We start from the raw sequence: 19,888 nt of genomic DNA, 5'->3' as shown, positions 1-19,888 counted from the left end.
TGATAAAAAGGCCAAATAAACATGTTTTATTTGGCCTTTTTAGTATGGGTTTACACATTTACAAACTATTTTATACCCGTTCGCATAATTAAGTAATTTATTCTGAGGCTGGTAAAACGTGTTGATAATTTAGTAAAAAATTAGCTATTTAGTTGTTCTGAATGAGCATTTTTTAACGTAAGTAGCGACCCGTTTAGCCCCGTAAAATGAGTAAGTATTATTGCGGATTGATATTAATCATGTGAGTATGGTCTTACTTTTTATATTTAAGGATATGACAATGGCTAAGGCACTATTACTTTCGTTACTTATATTTTCTGGCAGCGTATTGGCTGACGAAGCAACTAAGCAGCAAAAAATAGACGAGCTGATAAACGTGATGAACATGGATGCTATGGTTGACTCAATGTACGGGCAAGTTGAAGGCATGATGAAAAATATGTCTGCACAAATGGGTGTTAAGCCCTCTGAGCAAGCTATTTTTGATAAATACTATGCAGATATGACCAACGTACTTAAAACCGAAATGAGCTGGAAAAAAATGCAACCGATGATGGTTAACGTTTACGACAAACATTTTAACGAGCAAGAAATTGCCGACATGCTGGCGTTTTATAAAACTGAAACAGGGCAAAAAATTCTTCAAAAAATGCCTGTAGTAATGCAAGAGTCTATGCAAATGTCGCAAAGCTTAGTGCAGGATGCAATGCCAAAAATTCAGCAAATAGCCGGTGAGCTAAGTGAAGAGCTAAAAGCCTCTCGCCAACAAGAAAATTAATCTCTCTGCCTCTTTTTAAGCGCGCTCATTAGCGCGCTTTTATTTTATCAGCTCCAGTAAATTTAAATTATGCTTTAATACTCCCCTCTATTGACCTGTGTGTCACACATAGGTTTACAATTGAGCTCTAAAATCTAAGGGGGCTAAATTATGTATGTTAAGCAATTAGCGAAGTTAATGGGTGTAACGCCTGATACAGTTCGTCATTACACACGAATAGGCCTTTTATCGCCCATACGTAGCCAAAGTAATGGCTATCAACAATATACAAAAGCAGACCGCCAACGTTTACAGTTTATTATAAGCGCCCGAAAGCTCGGGTTTTCCCTAAAAGATATACAGCATATCATTGGCGAGTCAGAACAAGGGCATTGTCCATGCCCCCTTACACGGCAAATTATTGCAAAACGTTTAGAAGAAACCGAAGCCTTGTTTCAAGAAACCCTTAAATTACGAGTGCGTATGCAAGCGGCGTTAAAACAGTGGGAAACATCGGCAGACGGCGCTGTTGCAAGTGATGTGTGTAGCTTAATAGAGACGTTTGTTGACCCACTTGTTGAGCCAAATAAAAGCGGAGATGTGCAATGAGTAGCAGTAAAACAACAGAGCAAAACTTTATTATTGAAGGTGCTAATTGTGGCAGTTGTGTAGCCAAAATAGAAAAAGCCCTCAATAGTGTGCAAGGCGCAAACAATGTCGAAATGAACTTTGCAGATCGCACGGTACGAGTAGAGGGCAGCGCGCAGCAAAGCACATTAATTAGCGCCGTTGAAAATATAGGTTACGGCGCAAAACCTATGGATAACACATCAGAGCAAGATGCGCTTGATGAAAAAGCCAAGTCAGACGAGGCACATTACAAAAAGCTAATGCGCAACATGATGCTGGCTTTAGGTGTGGGCGTACCGCTTATGATTTATGGGCTTATTTTTGATATGAGCGTGACAACCATTAACCAGCGAATTGCATGGGGTGTGGTCGGTATTATCACGTTTGTCGTTATGGCTGTAGCAGGTAAGCAATTTTATAAAGGTGCTTGGCAGTCATTTAAAAATCATGGGGCTAACATGGATACGCTTATTGCTTTGGGAACGGGCACTGCGTGGTTATATTCAATGTTTGTTGTGCTTGCGCCTAGCTTACTACCTGTGGTTGCAAGGCACGTTTATTTTGAAGCTTCTTCAATGATAATCGGGTTAATTAGTTTAGGCTTGGCTTTTGAAGTGAAAGCGCGTGGACGTACTTCGCAGGCTATTAAGCGTTTAATTGGCTTACAAGCAAAAACAGCCCGTGTAATACGCGATGGCGCAGAGCAAGATATAGACATTAGTGATGTGCAAAAGGGCGACCATGTAAGGGTACGCCCAGGCGAAAAAATCCCGGTAGATGGTGATGTGCTCGAAGGTAGCAGCAGATTAGATGAATCTATGCTCACGGGTGAGCCTATGCCAGTGAGTAAACAAGCTGGCGATAAAGTGGTTGCTGGCAGCATTAATAAAAGTGGTACATTATTATTTGAAGCCACACATATAGGCCAAGAAACAACCCTTGCCAATATCATTAATATGGTAAAACGCGCGCAAAACTCTAAGCCTTCAATAGGGCGATTAGCCGATGTTATATCGGGCATTTTTGTGCCCACAGTAATGATAATTGCGATACTAGCAGCCCTTGCATGGTTGAATTTTGGCCCAGCTCCTTCAATAGCTTATGCAGTGGTAGCGTTAACCACCGTGCTGATTATTGCATGCCCATGTGCGCTGGGTTTAGCAACGCCTATGTCGGTAATGGTGGGAATAGGTAAAGCCGCCGAGTTTGGCATATTAATTCGCAATGGCGAGTCACTGCAAACTACCTCTAAAATTACTACCATGATTTTAGATAAAACCGGCACTATCACCCAAGGTGCACCACAGGTAACAGATGTTGTAACGTTTAATAACGCAGATGAAAATAACGTAATGCAATTAGTTGCAAGCCTAGAGAGTAGCTCTGAGCACCCACTTGCGGAGGCGATTACACAGTACGCTAAAAAGCAAAGCGTAACCTTGAGTAAAGTTACCGACTTTGATGCCATTACCGGTAAAGGTGTAAGTGGAACGGTGAATGAGCAAACACTGTTATTTGGCAATAAAGCGCTTATGGATAAATACGAGATTGCAGTTGATGACGCCACAGAGCAAGCACACACCTTTGCAAATGATGCAAAAACCCCGATGTACTTTGCCTGTAATAACCAACTTATGGCCTTAATTGCGGTGGCGGACCCGCTAAAAGAAGACTCAGTACAGGCAATCAAGCGCCTGCAAAATGAAGGTATTCATCTAGTAATGCTCACTGGCGATAATAAAGCGACCGCACACGCTGTGGCTAAAAAAGTCGGTATTGATGATTTTATCGCAGAAGTGTTGCCAGAGGATAAAGTAAACGAAGTCACTAAACGCCAGCAGCAAGGCGAGATTGTAGGCATGACGGGTGATGGGATCAATGATGCCCCCGCGCTTGCTAAAGCAGATGTCGGTTTTGCAATTGGCACAGGTACAGATGTAGCCATAGAAAGCGCCGATATTACTTTAATGCGTGGCTCACTTCATGGCCTTGCCGATGCTATTGCCATTAGTAGCGCAACAATTAAAAACATTAAACAAAACTTGTTTGGTGCCTTTATTTATAACGTTGCGGGCATCCCTATTGCAGCCGGTGTGTTGTATCCGTTTATTGGTGTACTACTAAACCCAGTAGTGGCGGGCGCAGCTATGGCGCTTTCATCACTGACAGTAGTCACCAATGCTAATCGCTTACGTTTTTATAAACCCAATAAGCGCTAAGGAGTCGATAATGTTAATGATAAATTTACTTGGTGCAGTATTAATAGTGGCCATTATTTATTGGTTTTGGCTTTATAAGCCAAAGCAAATACACAGTAATGATAATACGCAAACCATAGTGGTAGATAACGGCGTTTATCAACCAAGTCACATAAAGGTGGCGGCCAATAAAAAAGTAACACTTACATTTGATAGAAAAGACAGTGCACCGTGCGCCGAAACTATGGTGTTCCCGCAGCTTGATGTAAGTGAAAGCCTTGCAATGGGAGATAATAAAATCACTTTGCCTGCACTAAAAGCAGGTGAGTACGACTTTCATTGCCAAATGAAAATGTATAAAGGTAAGTTAATCGCTGAGTAACCAGTAAGTTGATTAAGTAACATTAATACGGCCTAACTTTATGTTGAGCTAAACAACGGGTTATGTCGTATTAGTGTTAATTAAGCACACTAGATTATTTAATGAATAACTTAAACCCTAAAAAATTACTAAACAGTAAGTGGACTGCCACTCCAGCTATCAACAAAGAAAAACACTTTATCATTGTAGAAGTAGAATACGATGAAGAGGGTAATGTAATTGAATGCATTACCGAGTCGGTATTTTCTAAAAATCAGTACCCAATACGCTGGCGAGATTTAAAAGACACACAAAAATGGCGTCAAGGCTGGAAGTAGTTAAATTGTTTTTATACTTTAAAAACGCCAATTTGTTATGCCCAACTAAATGCAATGCCCAACTAAATGCAATGCGCACCCTTTTTAACCCCTGCCTTTTACTAAATTCGCCATTTGGCAACAAATGCCTGTTTTTTACAGGCTTGCCATGCTTATAAAAAATAAACGCTAAAAACTTTATAAATATCAATACATTTCAATTGGTTATGTTTTAGGTTTTATAACGTTTAATTGTTTTAATTAAGCTGTTCAGCTTTAGTTTATTCTTAAACTTCCCCACATTATGTTTTTAGTTAGCTTTTAGCTCATGTGTGGCTTTTTTATAAATCATAAGTTGTTGATTCTATTGTTTTATTTTAAGTGGCTCATCTAACTGTTGCTAAAAAGCAACAAAAATACCCCTCGAAGCTTAATTTTTTCATATACTTACCATGTAACTTATTGTTTATTAAGTAAAAATAAAACATGGCACTGAAGTTGTAATAGCTAAGCTGTATTAAGCAAAACGTGGGTAACGCCAATTGGCTACTCCCCTAACCCTATGAAGGATTTCATTATGAAAAAGGCACAATCAACATTGGTATTAATGGCTTTAGCCTCTTCATCAGCGGCTTTTGCAGTAACAGATTTTGACACACTCGATAAAGATGGCAGTGGCACATTAAGCCCGTTAGAAGCATCTGCTGATGCTGAATTAATGAGTCAGTTTACAAAACTTGATACTGACAAAAACAACGAGCTATCTAAGAGTGAGTTCGACAAAGCATAAGTGAGTGCTTTGAGTAGTTAACGCCCAGTGACACGTTAATTCTGAGTTGCCAAAGACAACCTAAGTAGGCAAGGGAGCTTACCATAAAGAATAACAAGGACAGTGTAATACACAGGGCATTTTATTATAAACGCATAGCGAAGGAATCGATATGTAAAAGCGATACCCAACTTTGCTTGCAATAGCGCTGGTATTTTCTGGCACATTTGCAAAGTTTGATACCAACACAAACGGTAAACTTTTTAAAGCAGAGGTTTTACAAGCGTAGACGATTAATGCGCTGTGGTGTAAGCATAATTCTGAGTTGCCAAAGACAACCTAAATAGGCAAGGGAGCCTATTAAAAAGAATAACAAGGAAGTGAATTGTAACCACCTCAGTGCAAATTTATACAGGTAATGCATATTATTGAAGGATTACATTATGACTAAGCTGAAAACAACACTTGTACTTATCACCTTGGTGTCATCATCGGTGGTATTGGCAAATACAGAGTTTAAAACACCTATGCAAGGCGAAGGTGGTTTAACAAACCAAAGTGATCAATCAGCAGAACAAATAATGCAGCAATTAAATATGCAAAGCCGAAATGGCCTAACCGAAAACGATTTTTTTGAATACAAATAACCGATTCTCCCTTTATGGATCTCAGAAAAGGATTTCTTCCCCTTTGCCAAGCACTTAGCCTAAGGAAATGATTATGAAAAAATTTATCGCACTTCTAGCCCTTGCCTCTTCATCAGCGGCGTTTGCCGCGGTCGACTTTAACAGTTTTGATGCCAATGGCGATGGCGTAATTAGCAAAACAGAAGCACAAGCCAACGCACAGTTAGCACGGTTGTTTGATAAGCTCGATACAGATAAAAATGGTGAGCTTTCACAGCAAGAGTTTTCTAAAGTACAATAATTTTATGGCGTAGTTTTACGCGCTTAAAATTTATCAGGTCATACTCACAAAGCAGTTAAGTAACATTTACTTAGCTGCTTTTTTTGTGCATGGCGCAGGCATAACGGCTTTTTCACCAAATAGGTGCAAATGAGCGTATGTTAAAACCTTAACCTTATGAATAAAAACACTTTTTATACTTGGTTTTAAACTTGCTTAGTTAACGCTATAGCAATTGAGTGAGTACACAATTATGGCGCGAATGAGTTATATAAGTAGTGTTGAGCGCTACCATGAGTATGAGCAAGTAATACACAGCTTGCTTGACTCTATTTTAATGAGTATTGAAGATGGGCTTAACAAAAATCGAGATACACGTTTTTTAGTAAAGCAATATCCCTTTTTAGAGCTGCAATATTGTTTAAACGAATCTGGGCTTCAGCAAGGCAATAACGTTTGCTTTAAGCGTGCCTATAAAAAATTAGCCGAGCAAGGCAATCAGCAAGACTTAAGTGAGCGCCCTTACTTTTTACAATCTAAACAAACCGATTCGGTGTGCTTTACCGATCCGTATATTTCTATCGCAACTAACCATTTATGTATTTCGGCTATTAAAGAGTTAAAAAAGCCAATTAACCAGCAGCATTATTTAGTGTTAGACGTATGCTTAACCCAGTTAATTGAGTTTGTAATGGGAGACAGCGCGCGTGCCGGTATTTCGCCTTATTTTAAAGCGGGTTATGGGGTGATTGTGGCGTGTTTATTTACTTTGGTACTCTTTTTACTGAGCATAGTATTTAACGATATATATGCATTATTAACCCACTTTGACTCAGCGTCTGATCCCCTCGAGCCCTTTAGCATTATTATATATATTACTTTAGCGTTGGCCGTGTTTGATTTAGGAAAGACCATTCTCGAAGAAGAGATTTTAATGCATAAGGATATATTTAGGCACTCTTCTACACGGCGCACAATTACTCGGTTTATATCTACCGTGCTAATTGCAATATCTATTGAGGCGCTATTAACCATGTTTAAGGCAGCGTTGGGGCAGGCTGAATACTTATTACCGGCCATTGCGATGATGCTTGCGGTGGTAGGGCTTTTAATAGCCTTGGCTATTTATGTGTATTTAGGGGCCAAAGCCGAAACCTTACTAATGCGGGCGCGCTCAAAATTAAAATCCTCCAAGTAGGAGGATTTTAATGCGATTGGTATGATTATTATTTAGCTTTAAACTTTACCTGCTAATGCGGCTTATCTTGCTCGCGCTTTGCTTTAAAGTCTGAGTCACTCGTCCATGTAGGCCAATCGCCATTGTTAGCAAGCTGCGTGGCTATATCAACAATAAGCTCTATGTCTTGCTTTACGCCACCTAAGGACCACTGCGGCGAGTAATCGTCGGCTTCTTTATGGTATTTATGCGCAATGTAATCAGGGTCGGTATCGCCAAGGCTCATAAATAATAAACTCGGCACACCTTGCTTAGCTAAAGAAAAATGATCTGATCTAAAAAACAAACCGTTTTGCGGGCGAGGGTCCATTTTAACAAGGCGACCTTGAGCTTTTGCCGCGTTTGCTAGGTAGTTTTCTAGGGTGGATAAATCGTTACCGTATTGCAAAATGTAATCGGTGCCATCTAGCACGTTCATTCCGTCAATATTCAATAGCCCGACCATTTGTTTAGTGGGCACAACGCCACCGGTTGCAAATTCTTGCGAGCCAATGAGGCCAGTCTCTTCTGCGGTAAAATTAGCAAATAAAATAGAGCGTTTAAACGGTGTTTGCTGGTGGATTTGATTCATAATGCGGGCAATTTCGAGTGTTGCCGCTGTGCCAGAGGCATTATCCACTGCACCGTTATAAATTTTAGGGCCGCTGTCGGTTTGCTTGGTACCAAAATGATCCCAATGAGCACCTATTACCACGTACTCATTAGGGGCGTCGCTTCCTGTAATTTGCGCAACTACGTTATGTGATTTGGCATGCGATACTTCGTTTTTAAATGAAAGGTTGGCTGTTAAATTAAGCGCTGTGGCTTTAAAGTCATCACTGAAAGCCTTTTGTTTTAAATTTTGATAGTTAAGCTGTGCGGCATTAAAAATTTGCTCAGTAGTATTAAGTGTTAGCCAGCCCATAACTGGGAGCTTAGAAGCGTTTAGGTTATTGTCCATCAGGGTGTATTTAGTCCCTGTGTTTGAGCTTTCAACCACGCCCCAAGGGTAAGCCGCAGGGGCAGTTTCGTGCACAATAAATACCGCTTTGGCACCTTGGCGTGCGGCTTCTTCGTATTTGTAAGTCCAGCGGCCGTAGTAGGTCATAGCATTACCTGTAAATAACGCATCGTTTTGTGTAGCAAAGCCAGGGTCGTTTACCAATACAATAACGGTTTTACCTTCAACATTAATGTTTTCGTAATCGTTCCAGTTGTATTCGGGGGCATTAATACCGTAACCCACAAATACAATGTCAGAGTTTCGTACATCTATTACTGGCTGTAATTGCTCTGTACGGGCGGTAAAATCGTTACCTGCTTTAAACTTTAAGTCGCCTACCTGCAATTGCATATTTTGATTGGCCGTGACCATTGTCATTTTTACCGGCTGTAAAAACTTACCATTATACGCCCCAGTTAAACCCATAGCTTCGTATTGCTCGCTCAAGTAACCCACTGTTTTTACTTCACCATGAGTAAGTGGGCCGCGACCTTGAAAGTCATCAGAGGCTAGCGTTTTTATATGCTGTTTAACGTTATTTAGGCTTACGCCGGGCGTATTTTCTAAAGAAGAATGCTCGCTTGCAGGTTCAGAGCAACCAAAGAGAGCGACTAGCAGGCTTAGGCTAGCGCTTTTAAAAAAAGTAGAGGCCATAGTTTTCTGAATAGTTTTAAAAATTGGCTTTTAATATAAAGGAAGCACTGATGTGAGTCGAATATTTATCATCTTGCCAGTTCTATTTTTCAAAAATTGAAAATTGCCGGTGTAGGGTGTATAAATAATCGACAACAATAAATGGAGCACACACAATGAGCCAATCTAAAAAAAGCGGATACCTGTTTATAGGCAGCGGCGTAGCATTTTTTGCAGCAGCTTTGCTCGCACAGCAAGCGATGTTTTTTGCTTTAGCTGCATCTTTTGTAGTGTTAGGTACAATTAGTATAAAAAAAGCGGCTTAATAGCCGCTTATTTAATTAACACCTTGTAATAAATACCTTTAAAACACCTACCAAATTAGTTTTTCCACCATTTATGGGTTATTGCAGCGTCGGTAGGGGTAAATATTTGTCCAAACTTGGGTGTACTCAATGTTACGTTATTTATGTTGCTTGCAACCGTTACTCGTTCAAATGGGTCAACCCAAGCATGAAACGCCAAGTCAAACGTACCGTTATGAATAGGCACTAAAGTTTTACCTTGTAAATCAATATGAGCTTGAACCGATTGCTCTGGTGTCATGTGTATATCGGCCCAATCTTTGTCGTAGGCGCCTGTCTCAATTAGGGTTAAATCAAAAGGACCGTACTTGTTACCAATTTCTTTAAAGCCTGCGAAATAACCCGAATCACCACTAAAATAAACACTTTGCTGGGAGGTTTTAATAACCCACGAACCCCAAAGTGTGTTGTTTGCATCACTTAATCCACGGCCCGAAAAATGCTGGGTAGGAGTAAAGGCAACTAATGCATGTTCGGTTTGTAACTCCTGCCACCAGTTAAATGTGCTAATTTTGTTTTCATTCACTCCCCACTTAACTAAATCGGTATCTACACCAAGTGGCACATAAAACTGCTTAGTTTTTGCAGACAGCTTTTTAATAGCTGATTTATCAAGGTGATCGTAATGGTTGTGCGAAATAAGCACCTTATCGATTGGTGGCAGTTCGCTAATACTAATAGGTAATTTAGAAAAGCGCTTTGGCCCTACAAAAGAAAAAGGAGATGCGCGCTCACTAAATACCGGATCGAGTAACCAGTATTCGCCATGCACTTTTAAAAGCACGCTAGAGTGGCCAAGTTTAATGACATGCACAGTATTATTTGCAAGGGAGTTAAGCATTTTTGCTGTAACACTTTTAATTGCAATGGGCTTTTTAGGTGTAATGTTGGTACGCTTTTCTGTTATGTAACGCCCTAAAATTCCGAGTGTTTTCTTAAAGCTATTCGGCTCAACCTGTTGATGGTTATGAAATCTACCATTTTCGTAGTTATCTACATTAGGTGCTTCATTAACACCTTGCGCAACTATCTGTTTATTCACGCTACAACCTCCAAAAACAATGATGGCGATGATCACAACTACCCATTTTATAAATGTCATCGTTAAACCTTAAAGTAAACTAATGAGTGTAGTTTTTCATTGTTTTGATGAAAAGTAAACTATACAGTGCATTTTTTTATTGTTTAGTTAAAATGTAGCTATTAACAATTGCAGAACCTATTATGAAATTATCAGAAAAAAAACGCATAAATATTCTTCAAGCAGCAGAGCATCTGTTTTTTGAAAAAGGTGTAGAGCACACTAGTATGGATCAAGTTGCTGCAAAAGCGGAGGCTTCTAAGCGAACTGTTTATAATCACTTTGCGACAAAAGAAGAGCTATTTCAGGCTATTTTAACGACTATGCTGGCTAAAATTAATCATGGTGATGTTATTTACTTTAATAAAAATCAACCAATTGATTTGCAGCTTACTGCTATTGCCGAGCAAGAAGTGGCTATGCTTACATCGCCTGATTTTTTACGTTTAGCTAAAATTGCCTTTATGCAGATGCTACAAGAGCCGCAGCTAGCAAAGTCTTTAAGTAATAATACTATGGGGTGTATGACTTATTTAGAAGATTTTTTAGAGCAAGCTAGAACAGCAGGTGTTTTAAAAGGTGATGAGCTAAATATAGCTGCTAAACAGTTTGTGTATCAATTAAAATCGTTTGTGTTTTATCCGCTACTTTATGGGTTTGAAACAATAACAGAGCAGCAAAATAATAAAGTAATTGAACAAACAGTCAGCTTATTTCTGGCTAAATATAAAGCGTAAACTTAAAAGTAAAAAACCAGCAAATAGCTGGTTTTAATCATATAGCAAGTAACTAATTACTCATCTGCGTATTTTACGCGAATTTTGCTTTTATCAACGCTTAATTGATTAAGTGCTTTAATAGCGCTTCTACTTTCTATGTCGTTTGGCATTTCTACAAAGGCAAAACCTTTTGATAAACCAGTGTCTTTATCAAGCACCAAGTTACAGGTAGTTACTTTACCGTGTGCTGCAAACAACGTGCGAAGGTCTTGCTCTGTGGTAGCGCGAGACAAATTACGAACTAATAATTTCATATATAACCTAAATAAGGGGTTCGCTGAGGATTATCTCAAGTAACTTGGTTTTAACCTAATTTTATTTTTACCCTTTTATTTAAAGTTGTTTTTTACAAATAGCTCAGCTAACAATTATAAAACCATACTGGTAATAAAGATCTAGTTATTAAAACAAATAATTGGTAAGTTATATTTTACTTTATTTACTTACCATTAACCTGGGCTGGTTGTTTATGTCAAAGTTTGGCTTGCGTGTTTTAACTATTACTTGTGTTTGTTCTTTGGGTATTTTAGCTGTAGGGTGCGGCAGCTCAGGGTCAAATAGTGAGCCTGTAAATGCATCGGTTGTAGCGCTAAGCGCCGCGGTAATTAGCGGTCAAACAACTGTAAGTATTGAAAACACCCGCGATATAGCAATTACAGGTGAACTATCTATAACGGATGCACAAGCCAATGAGACAGTATTTAAAACGCAAAGCAATAACACCACAACTTATGGTTCATTTAGCTTAACTGAGGATGGTAATTGGTCATATACACTTAATGGCGAGCATGCCACTGTGAGTGCACTAAACGAGGGCGAAACCTTACTTGATGAAATAACTGTCACATCGGCAGATGGCACCGAAGCGACAGTGTCTATAACCATTATAGGCACTGCAGGCCGTGATGATTTTATAGTAACGCAAGAAACAACCCTCAATGCCGATGGCGAAAACACAGGGCTAAGTGCTTATACATTAATAGAAAATGCGTTTAGTGAAGGTGCAATTGAATCGCCTGATATGTATAGCGGTAATCATCAAAATGTTGTGCATATTATTGAAGATACTGACTCAACTGTAGGTAATCACTTTGTGTTTTTAGCACATCGTGATGAAGACCAAGATAAAGATAAGGGCGCAACCGACCGCCAGCGTAACGAAATAAAAGCCTTTGATAAATCGCCCGCCGCAACACTTGCCTTTAAAGACGAAACCGTACAATACAGTTGGAAGTTTAAAGTCTCTAGCGAGCTTGAGCTGAGTAGTAAATTCAGTCACTTTTTCCAAATAAAAGCCCGTAACGACAGCAACGACAATACCAATGGCAACGACGACCAACCTATTATTACGCTCTCTGGTGCACAAAAAAACAGTACAGGTAATCAGCTGCAAGTACGTTATAGCGCAGGCTTTGATGAAAACGGTAACAGCACAGGGCTTGATAAAAACCTTATCGAAACCGACTGGTCACTCATTACTGATGAATGGATAGCGGTATTTGTACAAGCCACTTTTAGTGAAGCGGGGCAATTTGAAATGACCCTAACCCGCTTAAGTGACAACGAAGAGCTATTTAGCATTAGCGAGCAAAACATAGATATGTGGCGAGGCTTTAGCGATGATGATTTTGCCCGTCCTAAATGGGGTATCTATCGTTCAATAGTCGAAACCGATAGCCTTCGCGCTGAAGAAGAGCAGGTACGATTTGCTGATTTTGTGATTAAAAAAGGCGTTTTAGCGCAGTAAATATTTGCCTAGTTTTTTATCGTGGCTACTTACACGTTGTTGAATAATAGCCACTATGTGACGGCGTATCCACTGCAAACCGGCATCGTTGTCTTGGCGCTTATGCCAAATAACAGAGACAGGCGTTGGTGGCGTATCAATAGGGCTTTTTAAAACCACGAGCTTATTGGTAAATATTTCCTGCTCAAGCGCTATTGAGGGAATGACACAAATAAGATCGGTATTTTTAAGAATATTAGGTACATTTGCCGCGTTATTTACCGTCATCGCTACTCGGCGTTTTAACCCTAATACTCTTAGTGCTTGATCAGATGGCCCTAAAATATCGCCCGTAATTGATACTAATAAATGATCTGTATTAGCAAAGTCAGTAATACTTAATGGGGCATTAGCAAGCGGGTGGTCAGGGCGCATAAGTACAACATATTTAGGCTTTAATAAGTGCTCGGCTCTAATAACGTTTTCAGACAGGGTGTAGCGATTAATTGCCAGTTCGGCTTCGGCGTCTTTAAGTACATTGGCAGCCTCTACCGCCCGATTAGGGATTGCATGGATATTAATGCCTGGGGCCTGCTGCTCAATAATTTTACGAAGAGGCCCCCATATCATTTCTACAAATATATCAGCGGCAGAAATCCGAAAAGTGCGCTGCGCTGTCGCTGGGTTAAATTCACTTTGGTTTATAGCATGCTCTAATGATCCAAGTGGCCCCTGTATTTGCCCCCATAAATTGTTAGCAAATGCTGTAGGTTGAATATTTCGGCCATCTTTTATAAATAACTCTTCTCCCCACGCTGCGCGCATACGTGCAAGCGCGTTAGATACCGCAGGTTGTGTCAGCGATAATTGCTCTGCTGCACGAGTGATACTGCCTTCAGTCATGATGGCATCAAAAATCATTAGTAAATTAAGCTCTTGAGGACGCATATAGCACCGTTATAAATTTTAAATGTAAGATTATTTTACATCATTTTTAGTGATGTGTTTTATACAATAATATAATTATTTTTATGCTTTTGCCGCGTTCATAATATAAGCAGATTTTAACACAACTCGTACAGCAAGAGAGTTAACTATGTCAGCTATATATAAATTTACATACACGTTTATTATTGCGCTATTAGCGATAATACTGGGTGCATGCAGCGATAAACCAAGTTCTATTCAAAGTAATGATGATTCTACGCAAGGAGTGGCCGTAGAAGTGGCCGAAGTAATAAGTCAGCGAATAACCGAGTGGGACAGCTTTACAGGGCGGCTAGAGTCGCCGCAAATAGTGTCTTTGCGTCCTCGCGTATCTGGTTATATTGAAGCGGCAGTATTTGAAGAGGGTGAGCTGGTAAATAAAGGCGACACCTTATTTTTAATTGATAGCCGCGAATTTAATGCACAAGTAAACCGCCTTACAGCGCAACTTGATGAAGCAAAAAGCCGCTTAAAACTAGCAAAGCAAGATTTTAATCGAGCTAAAGAGCTATTTAAAAGTAAATCAATATCTAAAGAGTTATTAGAGACCCGAGGCGCAGAGGTTGACCAAGCAAATGCCTACGTAGCACAAAGTAATGCATCCCTTGAGCTTGCACAGCTAAACAAAACCTTTACACGCGTAGAAGCGCCTATTTCTGGGCGAGTGTCTCGTGCGTTAATTACCGAGGGCAACTATGTCAGTGCAGGGCAAACTGTAATGACCTCTATTGTCTCTACAGAGCAGGTTTATGCCTATTTTGATATTGATGAAGCAACATGGCTTAACTATCAACAAGCGCACCTTGATAACAATCAATCTACCGCGTTACCTGTGGCGATGCGTTTAGCGAATGAGCAAAATTACCAACACTGGGGCAAGCTTGATTTTGTTGATAACCAAGTAAATACCCAAACCGGTACATTACGCGTGCGGGCTGTATTTAATAATCAAGACGGCGCGATTTTACCTGGGTTATTCGCCCATTTAAAATTAGCAGGGGGCAATACTGAGCAAGGTATTTTAATTGCTGAGAAAGCCATTGGTACCGATTTAAATAATAAATACGTTTTAACGGTTGATGAGCAAAATAAAGTGCAATACCGCGCCATTACTTTAGGCGACAAAGTGGGTGAGCTACGAGTTATTAAACAAGGTTTAAAAAGCGGCGAACGCATAGTAGTTAATGGCTTGCAGCGCGTGCGCTCTGGCGTACTCATTACGCCAGAATTAATTAATATGGCTAAGCAAAGTACTTTAAACGAGTTACAAGCTTGGCAGCAAAAGGTTGATAATCAAAACCGCTTAGCCAATGCCGAGCCAACACTTGAAATAGGCATGTAATAATGAATTTTTCTCAGTTTTTTATTCATCGACCTATTTTTGCAGCGGTTTTATCTATTCTTATTTTTATAGGGGGTGCCATAGCCATATGGCAATTACCTATTACAGAATACCCAGATGTAGTACCCCCAACAGTTGTTGTTACAGCTAACTACCCAGGTGCAAATCCTAAGGTAATAGCCGAAACCGTGGCCACAGTGCTTGAACAAGAGATAAACGGCGTAGAAAACATGCTGTACCAGTCATCGCTTGCAAACTCTGCCGGCACCATGACATTAACAGTCACCTTTGCGATAGGAAGCGATCCTGACGACGCAACTACTTTGGTACAAAATAGGGTTAATAGAGCAATACCTCGCCTACCAGAGGAAGTACAAAGGCTAGGCGTGGTCACCGAAAAGTCATCACCGAACCTTACCCTCGCGGTACATATAACTTCGCCTTCAGGGCGATACGACAGTTTGTACCTGTCTAATTATAGCGATCAATTTATAAAAGATGAGCTAAAGCGCATTAATGGCGTGGGCCAAGTACGTGTATTTGGCGCAGGCGATTACAGTATGCGTGTGTGGCTAGAGCCTAACAAATTAGCGGCGCTCAATTTAAATCCAAGTGATGTAGTCAATGCTATTCGCTCGCAAAATCAGCAAGCTGCGGCAGGAAGCCTAGGCGCACAACCCATAGGCACCAGTGAGTTTCAATGGCTTATCAATGTAGAAGGGCGTTTAATAGAGCAAGATGAATTTGAAGAAATAATCGTAAAAACGGGCGATAACGGCGAAATTACACTGCTAAAAGATGTTGCTAGAGTAGAGCTAGGTGCAGATACTTATACCCTTAGGCCACTTCTTAATAATGAATCCATTGCCGCTGTGCCTGTTTTTCAAGCGCCAGGCTCTAATGCATTACAAATTTCTGACGATGTGCGCGCTAAAATGGCTGAACTGTCGGCGCTATTTCCAGAGGGCATGAGCTATGAAATAGTGTATGACCCTACCGTATTTGTAAGGGGCTCTATTGAAGCTGTAGTCGATACATTATTTGAAGCGGTTTTATTAGTTGTGTTGGTCATCGTGCTGTTTTTACAAACATGGCGAGCATCTATTATTCCGCTGGTGGCAGTGCCAATTTCATTAGTGGGCACCTTTGCTTTTATGCACTTAATGGGATTTTCACTTAATGCGTTGTCGTTATTTGGCTTGGTGTTAGCAATCGGTATTGTTGTTGATGATGCCATTGTTGTGGTCGAAAACGTTGAAAGAAACATCAGTGAGGGATTAAGCCCCATTGATGCAACCACTCAAGCAATGAAAGAAGTAACAGGGCCTATTATTGCCACTACTTTAGTGCTTGCTGCGGTGTTTATTCCTACTGCGTTTATGAGCGGTTTAACAGGGCAATTTTATCGTCAATTTGCTCTTACAATTACTATTTCAACAGTGCTTTCTGCCATTAACTCGCTTACGCTGAGCCCAGCGCTGGCTGCGTTATTACTCAAACCTCATGGGCAAGACAACGATTGGTTAAGTCGTGCCATTAATAAATTATTTGGCCGTTGGTTATTCGCGCCTTTTAACAAAATGTTCGATAAAGCCTCGGGTAAATACACAGGAGCCGTTGGCCGAATAGTGCATAAAGGCGGCATAATTGGTGTGCTATACGTTGGTTTACTGGCCTTAACGTGGCAGCAGTTTGAAAATACGCCAACAGGGTATGTTCCGCCGCAGGATAAAATGTATCTCGTCGCTTTTGCGCAATTACCTAATGCAGCATCGCTAGATCGCTCTGAAGCGGTGGTTCGCCAAATGTCAGAGATAATCAGGGCGCACCCAGGCGTTAGTGACGCTGTCGCCTTTGCAGGTTTAAGCATTAATGGTTTATCTATAAACCCAAGTTCGGGGATGATGTTTACACCGTTAGAGCCGTTTTCAAAGCGGCAGGGCCCGCGCATGTCGGCAGCTGAAATAGCGGAAGATTTAAATAAACAACTTAGTCAAATAAAAGGCGCTAATGTTGCTATATTTCCGCCTCCTCCAGTAAGGGGAATGGGCACCATTGGTGGCTTTAGGCTGCAGCTTGAAGATAGAGGCTCATTAGGGTTTGACACCTTGCAGCAAGTAACAAATGAAGTAATTGCTAAGGCTAAAGCCGACCCCGCCCTTGCTAATGCGTTTACCAGTTTTACAACCGACGTACCACAGCTAGATGTAAAGGTAGACCGTAAAAAGGCACTAAGCTTAGGGCTTGAAATAAACACCTTATTTGAAGCAATGCAAGGCTATTTGGGCACAGTTTATGTGAACGACTTTAATTTATTTGGTCGCACGTATCAGGTAAATGTGCAGGCCGATGCACCGTACAGGGAAGATGTAGAGCAAATTAAGCAATTAAAAGTGCGCAATAAAAATGGTGATATGATCCCCCTTGGCGCAGTGCTTAGTATTGAGCATAGTTTAGGGCCAGATAGAGTAATGCATTATAACGGCTATGTTACGGCTGAGGTTAACGGCGTACCCGCACCAGGGTATAGCTCTGACCAAGCTAAAGCCGCAATAGAAAAAATACTCGATGAAACACTGCCAATGGGTATTGCGTATGAGTGGACAGACATAACCTATCAGCAAATTTTAGCGGGCGATACTTCAATGTATGTATTTCCACTTATTGTATTGCTTGTATTTTTGGTTTTAGCAGCGCAGTACGAAAGCTTACGTTTGCCTGTCGCTATTATTTTAATTGTGCCTATGACATTGCTAAGTGCGCTGATTGGTGTGGCTATTTATGGTGGTGATAATAATATTTTTACCCAAATTGGCCTAATTGTGTTGTTTGGACTTGCCACTAAAAACGCTATTTTAATTGTTGAGTTTGCAAAAGAGCTGCAAGATACCGGTATGGATGCATTTAATGCCATTAAAGAGGCGAGCCGGTTGCGATTACGCCCAATATTAATGACCTCAATAGCATTTATTATGGGGGTTGTACCTATGGTGTTTTCATCGGGAGCAGGCTCTGAAATGCGCCAAGCTATGGGCGTTGCGGTATTTTCTGGCATGATAGGCGTAACGATATTTGGCTTAATACTTACACCTGTGTTTTATTATATACTTAAACGCAGTGGTAAAAATTAAACCGACAAAAAAGCCCTTAGCAATTTAATTGCTAAGGGCTTTTTTAATGCGTTTTAAAAAGTAACTATTTTACTTCTTTACCTGCAGCTTGCTGGTCAGCGTGATAGCTTGAACGAACAAATGGGCCAGAGGCAGCATGCGTAAAGCCAATTTCATCAGCGTATTCTTTCAGTGCGTCAAATTCCGCTGGTGGCACGTAACGTTTAACTGGCAAGTGATGCTTAGAAGGCTGTAAGTATTGGCCAACGGTAAGCATGTCAACGTTATGCGCACGTAGGTCACGTAATACTTCTTCTATTTCACTAATTTCTTCACCTAGGCCAACCATTAAGCCAGACTTAGTTTTTACCTCTGGGTGCGCTTCTTTAAAGCGACGAAGTAATTCTAACGACCATTTATAATCGGCACCCGGGCGCGCAAGCTTGTACAAACGCGGGGCAGTTTCTAGATTGTGATTAAACACATCAGGTGGCGTTTCAATTAAAATCTCCAGTGCGCGGTCCATACGACCACGAAAATCTGGCACTAAAATCTCGATAGTAATGGTTGGATTGTGCTTACGGATTTCGCGAATACAATCGGCAAAATGCTGTGCGCCGCCATCACGTAAATCATCACGGTCAACCGAGGTAATAACCACGTAGCTAAGCTTCATGTCTTTAATTGTCAGTGCAAGCTTTTCAGGCTCTGCTGCATCAGGTTTTAATGGGCGACCATGGGCAACATCACAAAATGGGCAACGACGAGTACAAATAGCACCTAAAATCATAAAGGTAGCAGTACCGTGGTTAAAACACTCAGAAAGGTTAGGGCACGAGGCCTCTTCACATACTGAGTGTAAGCCGTGCTTGCGCATAGCTTGTTTTATACCGTCGATACGCTCGGTAGATTTTGGTAAGCGAATTTTAAGCCACTCTGGCTTGCGCAACATTTCAGTTTTTTCTGTAGGTAAAACTTTAACGGGGATCAACGCCATTTTTTCTGCGTCGCGTAGTTTTACACCTGGTTCCATTTTGACTGGTTTATTCATTCGTTTTCAAACCCTTCAGTATGCTTAACCTGTGTTGCATTAAGCTTCTTTATCATGTGTTTTACCAGCCCTTCACCTGCTTGTGCTAAGTTTTGAGGGCCGTTTAATTCTTTCGTTTGCACCATGTTCATGCCGGCATAACCACACGGGTTGATGCGTAAAAACGGGCTTAAGTCCATGTTAACATTTAATGCTAATCCATGAAACGAGCAACCACGACGAACACGTAATCCTAATGATGCAATTTTACTGTCGTTTACGTACACACCGGGTGCATCGGCTTTTGCGTAGGCTTTAATATCATACTCATTAAGGGTATCAATAATGCACTCTTCAAGCCAAGTAACAAGCTCGCGCACACCAATTTTTAAGCGGCGCAAGTTAAATAACACATACATCATTTGTTGGCCGGGGCCATGGTAAGTAACTTGCCCGCCACGGTCTACCTTAATGACTTCTATGTCACCAGGGGCGAGTAAATGCTCATCTTTACCAGCTTGGCCTTGTGTAAATACACTCTCGTGCTCTACAAGCCAAATTTCATCTGGCGAGCTGTCGTCACGGGTGTCGGTATAGGCCTGCATTTTTTGCCAAATTGGCATGTAACGCTGACGGCCTAGTTGGCGTACGATTAAAGTGTTTTCGTTCACAACAAGT

20 protein-coding genes are annotated in these 19,888 nt (G+C 40.8%); 14 read left to right on the top strand and 6 right to left on the bottom strand.

All coding sequences use genetic code 11. The features are described 5' to 3' along the window. Nucleotides 1-280 precede the first annotated feature (280 nt). The 9 genes from MTN96_RS07260 to MTN96_RS07220 all read left to right on the top strand — a co-directional run bounded on the left by MTN96_RS07260 (nt 281) and on the right by MTN96_RS07220 (nt 7,136). On the top strand, nt 281-778 hold the full coding sequence (locus tag MTN96_RS07260; RefSeq protein ID WP_054982209.1) for a DUF2059 domain-containing protein: 498 nt from the start codon (nt 281-283) through the stop codon (nt 776-778). 150 nt (nt 779-928) lie between these two features. Further along, nucleotides 929-1,366: a MerR family transcriptional regulator gene (locus MTN96_RS07255; RefSeq protein WP_055253052.1), complete on the top strand. Its 438-nt coding sequence runs from the start codon at nt 929-931 to the stop codon at nt 1,364-1,366. Next, nucleotides 1,363-3,606, top strand: coding sequence for a heavy metal translocating P-type ATPase (locus MTN96_RS07250; RefSeq protein WP_248531102.1), 2,244 nt, complete (start codon nt 1,363-1,365; stop codon nt 3,604-3,606). The genes MTN96_RS07255 and MTN96_RS07250 overlap by 4 nt, the downstream gene beginning before the upstream one ends. A 10-nt stretch (nt 3,607-3,616) precedes the next feature. After that, complete coding sequence (locus MTN96_RS07245; RefSeq protein WP_024033779.1) at nt 3,617-3,967, top strand: cupredoxin domain-containing protein; 351 nt, start codon at nt 3,617-3,619, stop codon at nt 3,965-3,967. 101 nt (nt 3,968-4,068) lie between these two features. Next, nucleotides 4,069-4,284: a TIGR02450 family Trp-rich protein gene (locus tag MTN96_RS07240; RefSeq protein WP_055017208.1), complete on the top strand. Its 216-nt coding sequence runs from the start codon at nt 4,069-4,071 to the stop codon at nt 4,282-4,284. A 556-nt stretch (nt 4,285-4,840) separates the two neighbouring features. Next, a complete protein-coding gene (locus tag MTN96_RS07235; RefSeq protein WP_004585903.1) occupies nt 4,841-5,053 on the top strand; it encodes a calmodulin-like protein in 213 nt (70 codons plus the stop codon). A gap of 422 nt (nt 5,054-5,475) precedes the next feature. Continuing rightward, nucleotides 5,476-5,679: a hypothetical protein gene (locus MTN96_RS07230; protein ID WP_024033777.1), complete on the top strand. Its 204-nt coding sequence runs from the start codon at nt 5,476-5,478 to the stop codon at nt 5,677-5,679. Between the two features lie 73 nt (nt 5,680-5,752). Continuing rightward, nucleotides 5,753-5,959 carry an EF-hand domain-containing protein gene (locus MTN96_RS07225; protein ID WP_029772194.1) on the top strand — a complete coding sequence of 69 codons (207 nt, stop codon included), beginning with the start codon at nt 5,753-5,755 and terminating at the stop codon, nt 5,957-5,959. A 232-nt stretch (nt 5,960-6,191) separates the two neighbouring features. Further along, entirely contained in the window at nt 6,192-7,136 is a 945-nt protein-coding gene (locus MTN96_RS07220) for an EAL-associated domain-containing protein (protein WP_054982213.1), read from the top strand. Nucleotides 7,137-7,188: 52 nt separating this feature from the next. On the opposite strand, the gene MTN96_RS07215 is transcribed toward MTN96_RS07220, so the two are convergent. Further along, nucleotides 7,189-8,811 (bottom strand): M28 family metallopeptidase, encoded by a 1,623-nt coding sequence (locus tag MTN96_RS07215; RefSeq protein WP_248531101.1) that lies wholly within the window; start codon nt 8,809-8,811, stop codon nt 7,189-7,191. A gap of 155 nt (nt 8,812-8,966) precedes the next feature. On the opposite strand from MTN96_RS07215, the gene MTN96_RS07210 reads away from it, so the two are divergent. Beyond that, a complete protein-coding gene (locus tag MTN96_RS07210) occupies nt 8,967-9,116 on the top strand; it encodes a hypothetical protein (RefSeq protein WP_024033773.1) in 150 nt (49 codons plus the stop codon). A 55-nt stretch (nt 9,117-9,171) separates the two neighbouring features. Here MTN96_RS07210 and MTN96_RS07205 read toward each other — a convergent pair whose 3' ends face one another. Next, nucleotides 9,172-10,197, bottom strand: coding sequence for an MBL fold metallo-hydrolase (locus MTN96_RS07205; protein ID WP_374274895.1), 1,026 nt, complete (start codon nt 10,195-10,197; stop codon nt 9,172-9,174). A gap of 182 nt (nt 10,198-10,379) precedes the next feature. Here MTN96_RS07205 and MTN96_RS07200 point away from each other — a divergent pair, with 182 nt between their 5' ends. After that, the gene (locus MTN96_RS07200) at nt 10,380-10,973 is read left to right on the top strand and encodes a TetR/AcrR family transcriptional regulator (RefSeq protein WP_024033771.1); all 594 of its coding nucleotides are present in this window, start codon (nt 10,380-10,382) and stop codon (nt 10,971-10,973) included. A 56-nt stretch (nt 10,974-11,029) separates the two neighbouring features. On the opposite strand, the gene MTN96_RS07195 is transcribed toward MTN96_RS07200, so the two are convergent. Continuing rightward, nucleotides 11,030-11,269 (bottom strand): RNA recognition motif family protein, encoded by a 240-nt coding sequence (locus MTN96_RS07195; RefSeq protein WP_024033770.1) that lies wholly within the window; start codon nt 11,267-11,269, stop codon nt 11,030-11,032. Nucleotides 11,270-11,484: 215 nt separating this feature from the next. Between MTN96_RS07195 and MTN96_RS07190 the strand changes: the two genes are divergently transcribed. Beyond that, complete coding sequence (locus MTN96_RS07190) at nt 11,485-12,762, top strand: VCBS domain-containing protein (protein WP_248531099.1); 1,278 nt, start codon at nt 11,485-11,487, stop codon at nt 12,760-12,762. Here the strand turns inward: MTN96_RS07190 and MTN96_RS07185 are convergent. Further along, nucleotides 12,751-13,689, bottom strand: coding sequence for a LysR family transcriptional regulator (locus MTN96_RS07185; protein WP_024033768.1), 939 nt, complete (start codon nt 13,687-13,689; stop codon nt 12,751-12,753). The genes MTN96_RS07190 and MTN96_RS07185 overlap by 12 nt on opposite strands. A gap of 148 nt (nt 13,690-13,837) precedes the next feature. Between MTN96_RS07185 and MTN96_RS07180 the strand changes: the two genes are divergently transcribed. Both MTN96_RS07180 and MTN96_RS07175 read left to right on the top strand, forming a co-directional pair. Further along, nucleotides 13,838-15,070: an efflux RND transporter periplasmic adaptor subunit gene (locus MTN96_RS07180; RefSeq protein WP_248462485.1), complete on the top strand. Its 1,233-nt coding sequence runs from the start codon at nt 13,838-13,840 to the stop codon at nt 15,068-15,070. 2 nt (nt 15,071-15,072) lie between these two features. Beyond that, nucleotides 15,073-18,201 carry an efflux RND transporter permease subunit gene (locus MTN96_RS07175; protein ID WP_248531098.1) on the top strand — a complete coding sequence of 1,043 codons (3,129 nt, stop codon included), beginning with the start codon at nt 15,073-15,075 and terminating at the stop codon, nt 18,199-18,201. A gap of 64 nt (nt 18,202-18,265) precedes the next feature. Here the strand turns inward: MTN96_RS07175 and lipA are convergent, their stop codons facing one another. Beyond that, complete coding sequence (gene lipA / locus MTN96_RS07170; protein WP_004585911.1) at nt 18,266-19,231, bottom strand: lipoyl synthase; 966 nt, start codon at nt 19,229-19,231, stop codon at nt 18,266-18,268. Beyond that, nucleotides 19,228-19,881: a lipoyl(octanoyl) transferase LipB gene (gene lipB / locus MTN96_RS07165; RefSeq protein WP_004585912.1), complete on the bottom strand. Its 654-nt coding sequence runs from the start codon at nt 19,879-19,881 to the stop codon at nt 19,228-19,230. Before lipB ends, lipA begins: the two co-directional genes overlap by 4 nt. Between the last annotated feature and the right edge of the window lie 7 nt (nt 19,882-19,888).

The organism is Pseudoalteromonas sp. 2CM28B (genome assembly GCF_023161935.1).
The sequence above is the reverse complement of the archived record's forward strand: the minus strand, read 5'-3'. Positions and strand labels throughout refer to the sequence as shown.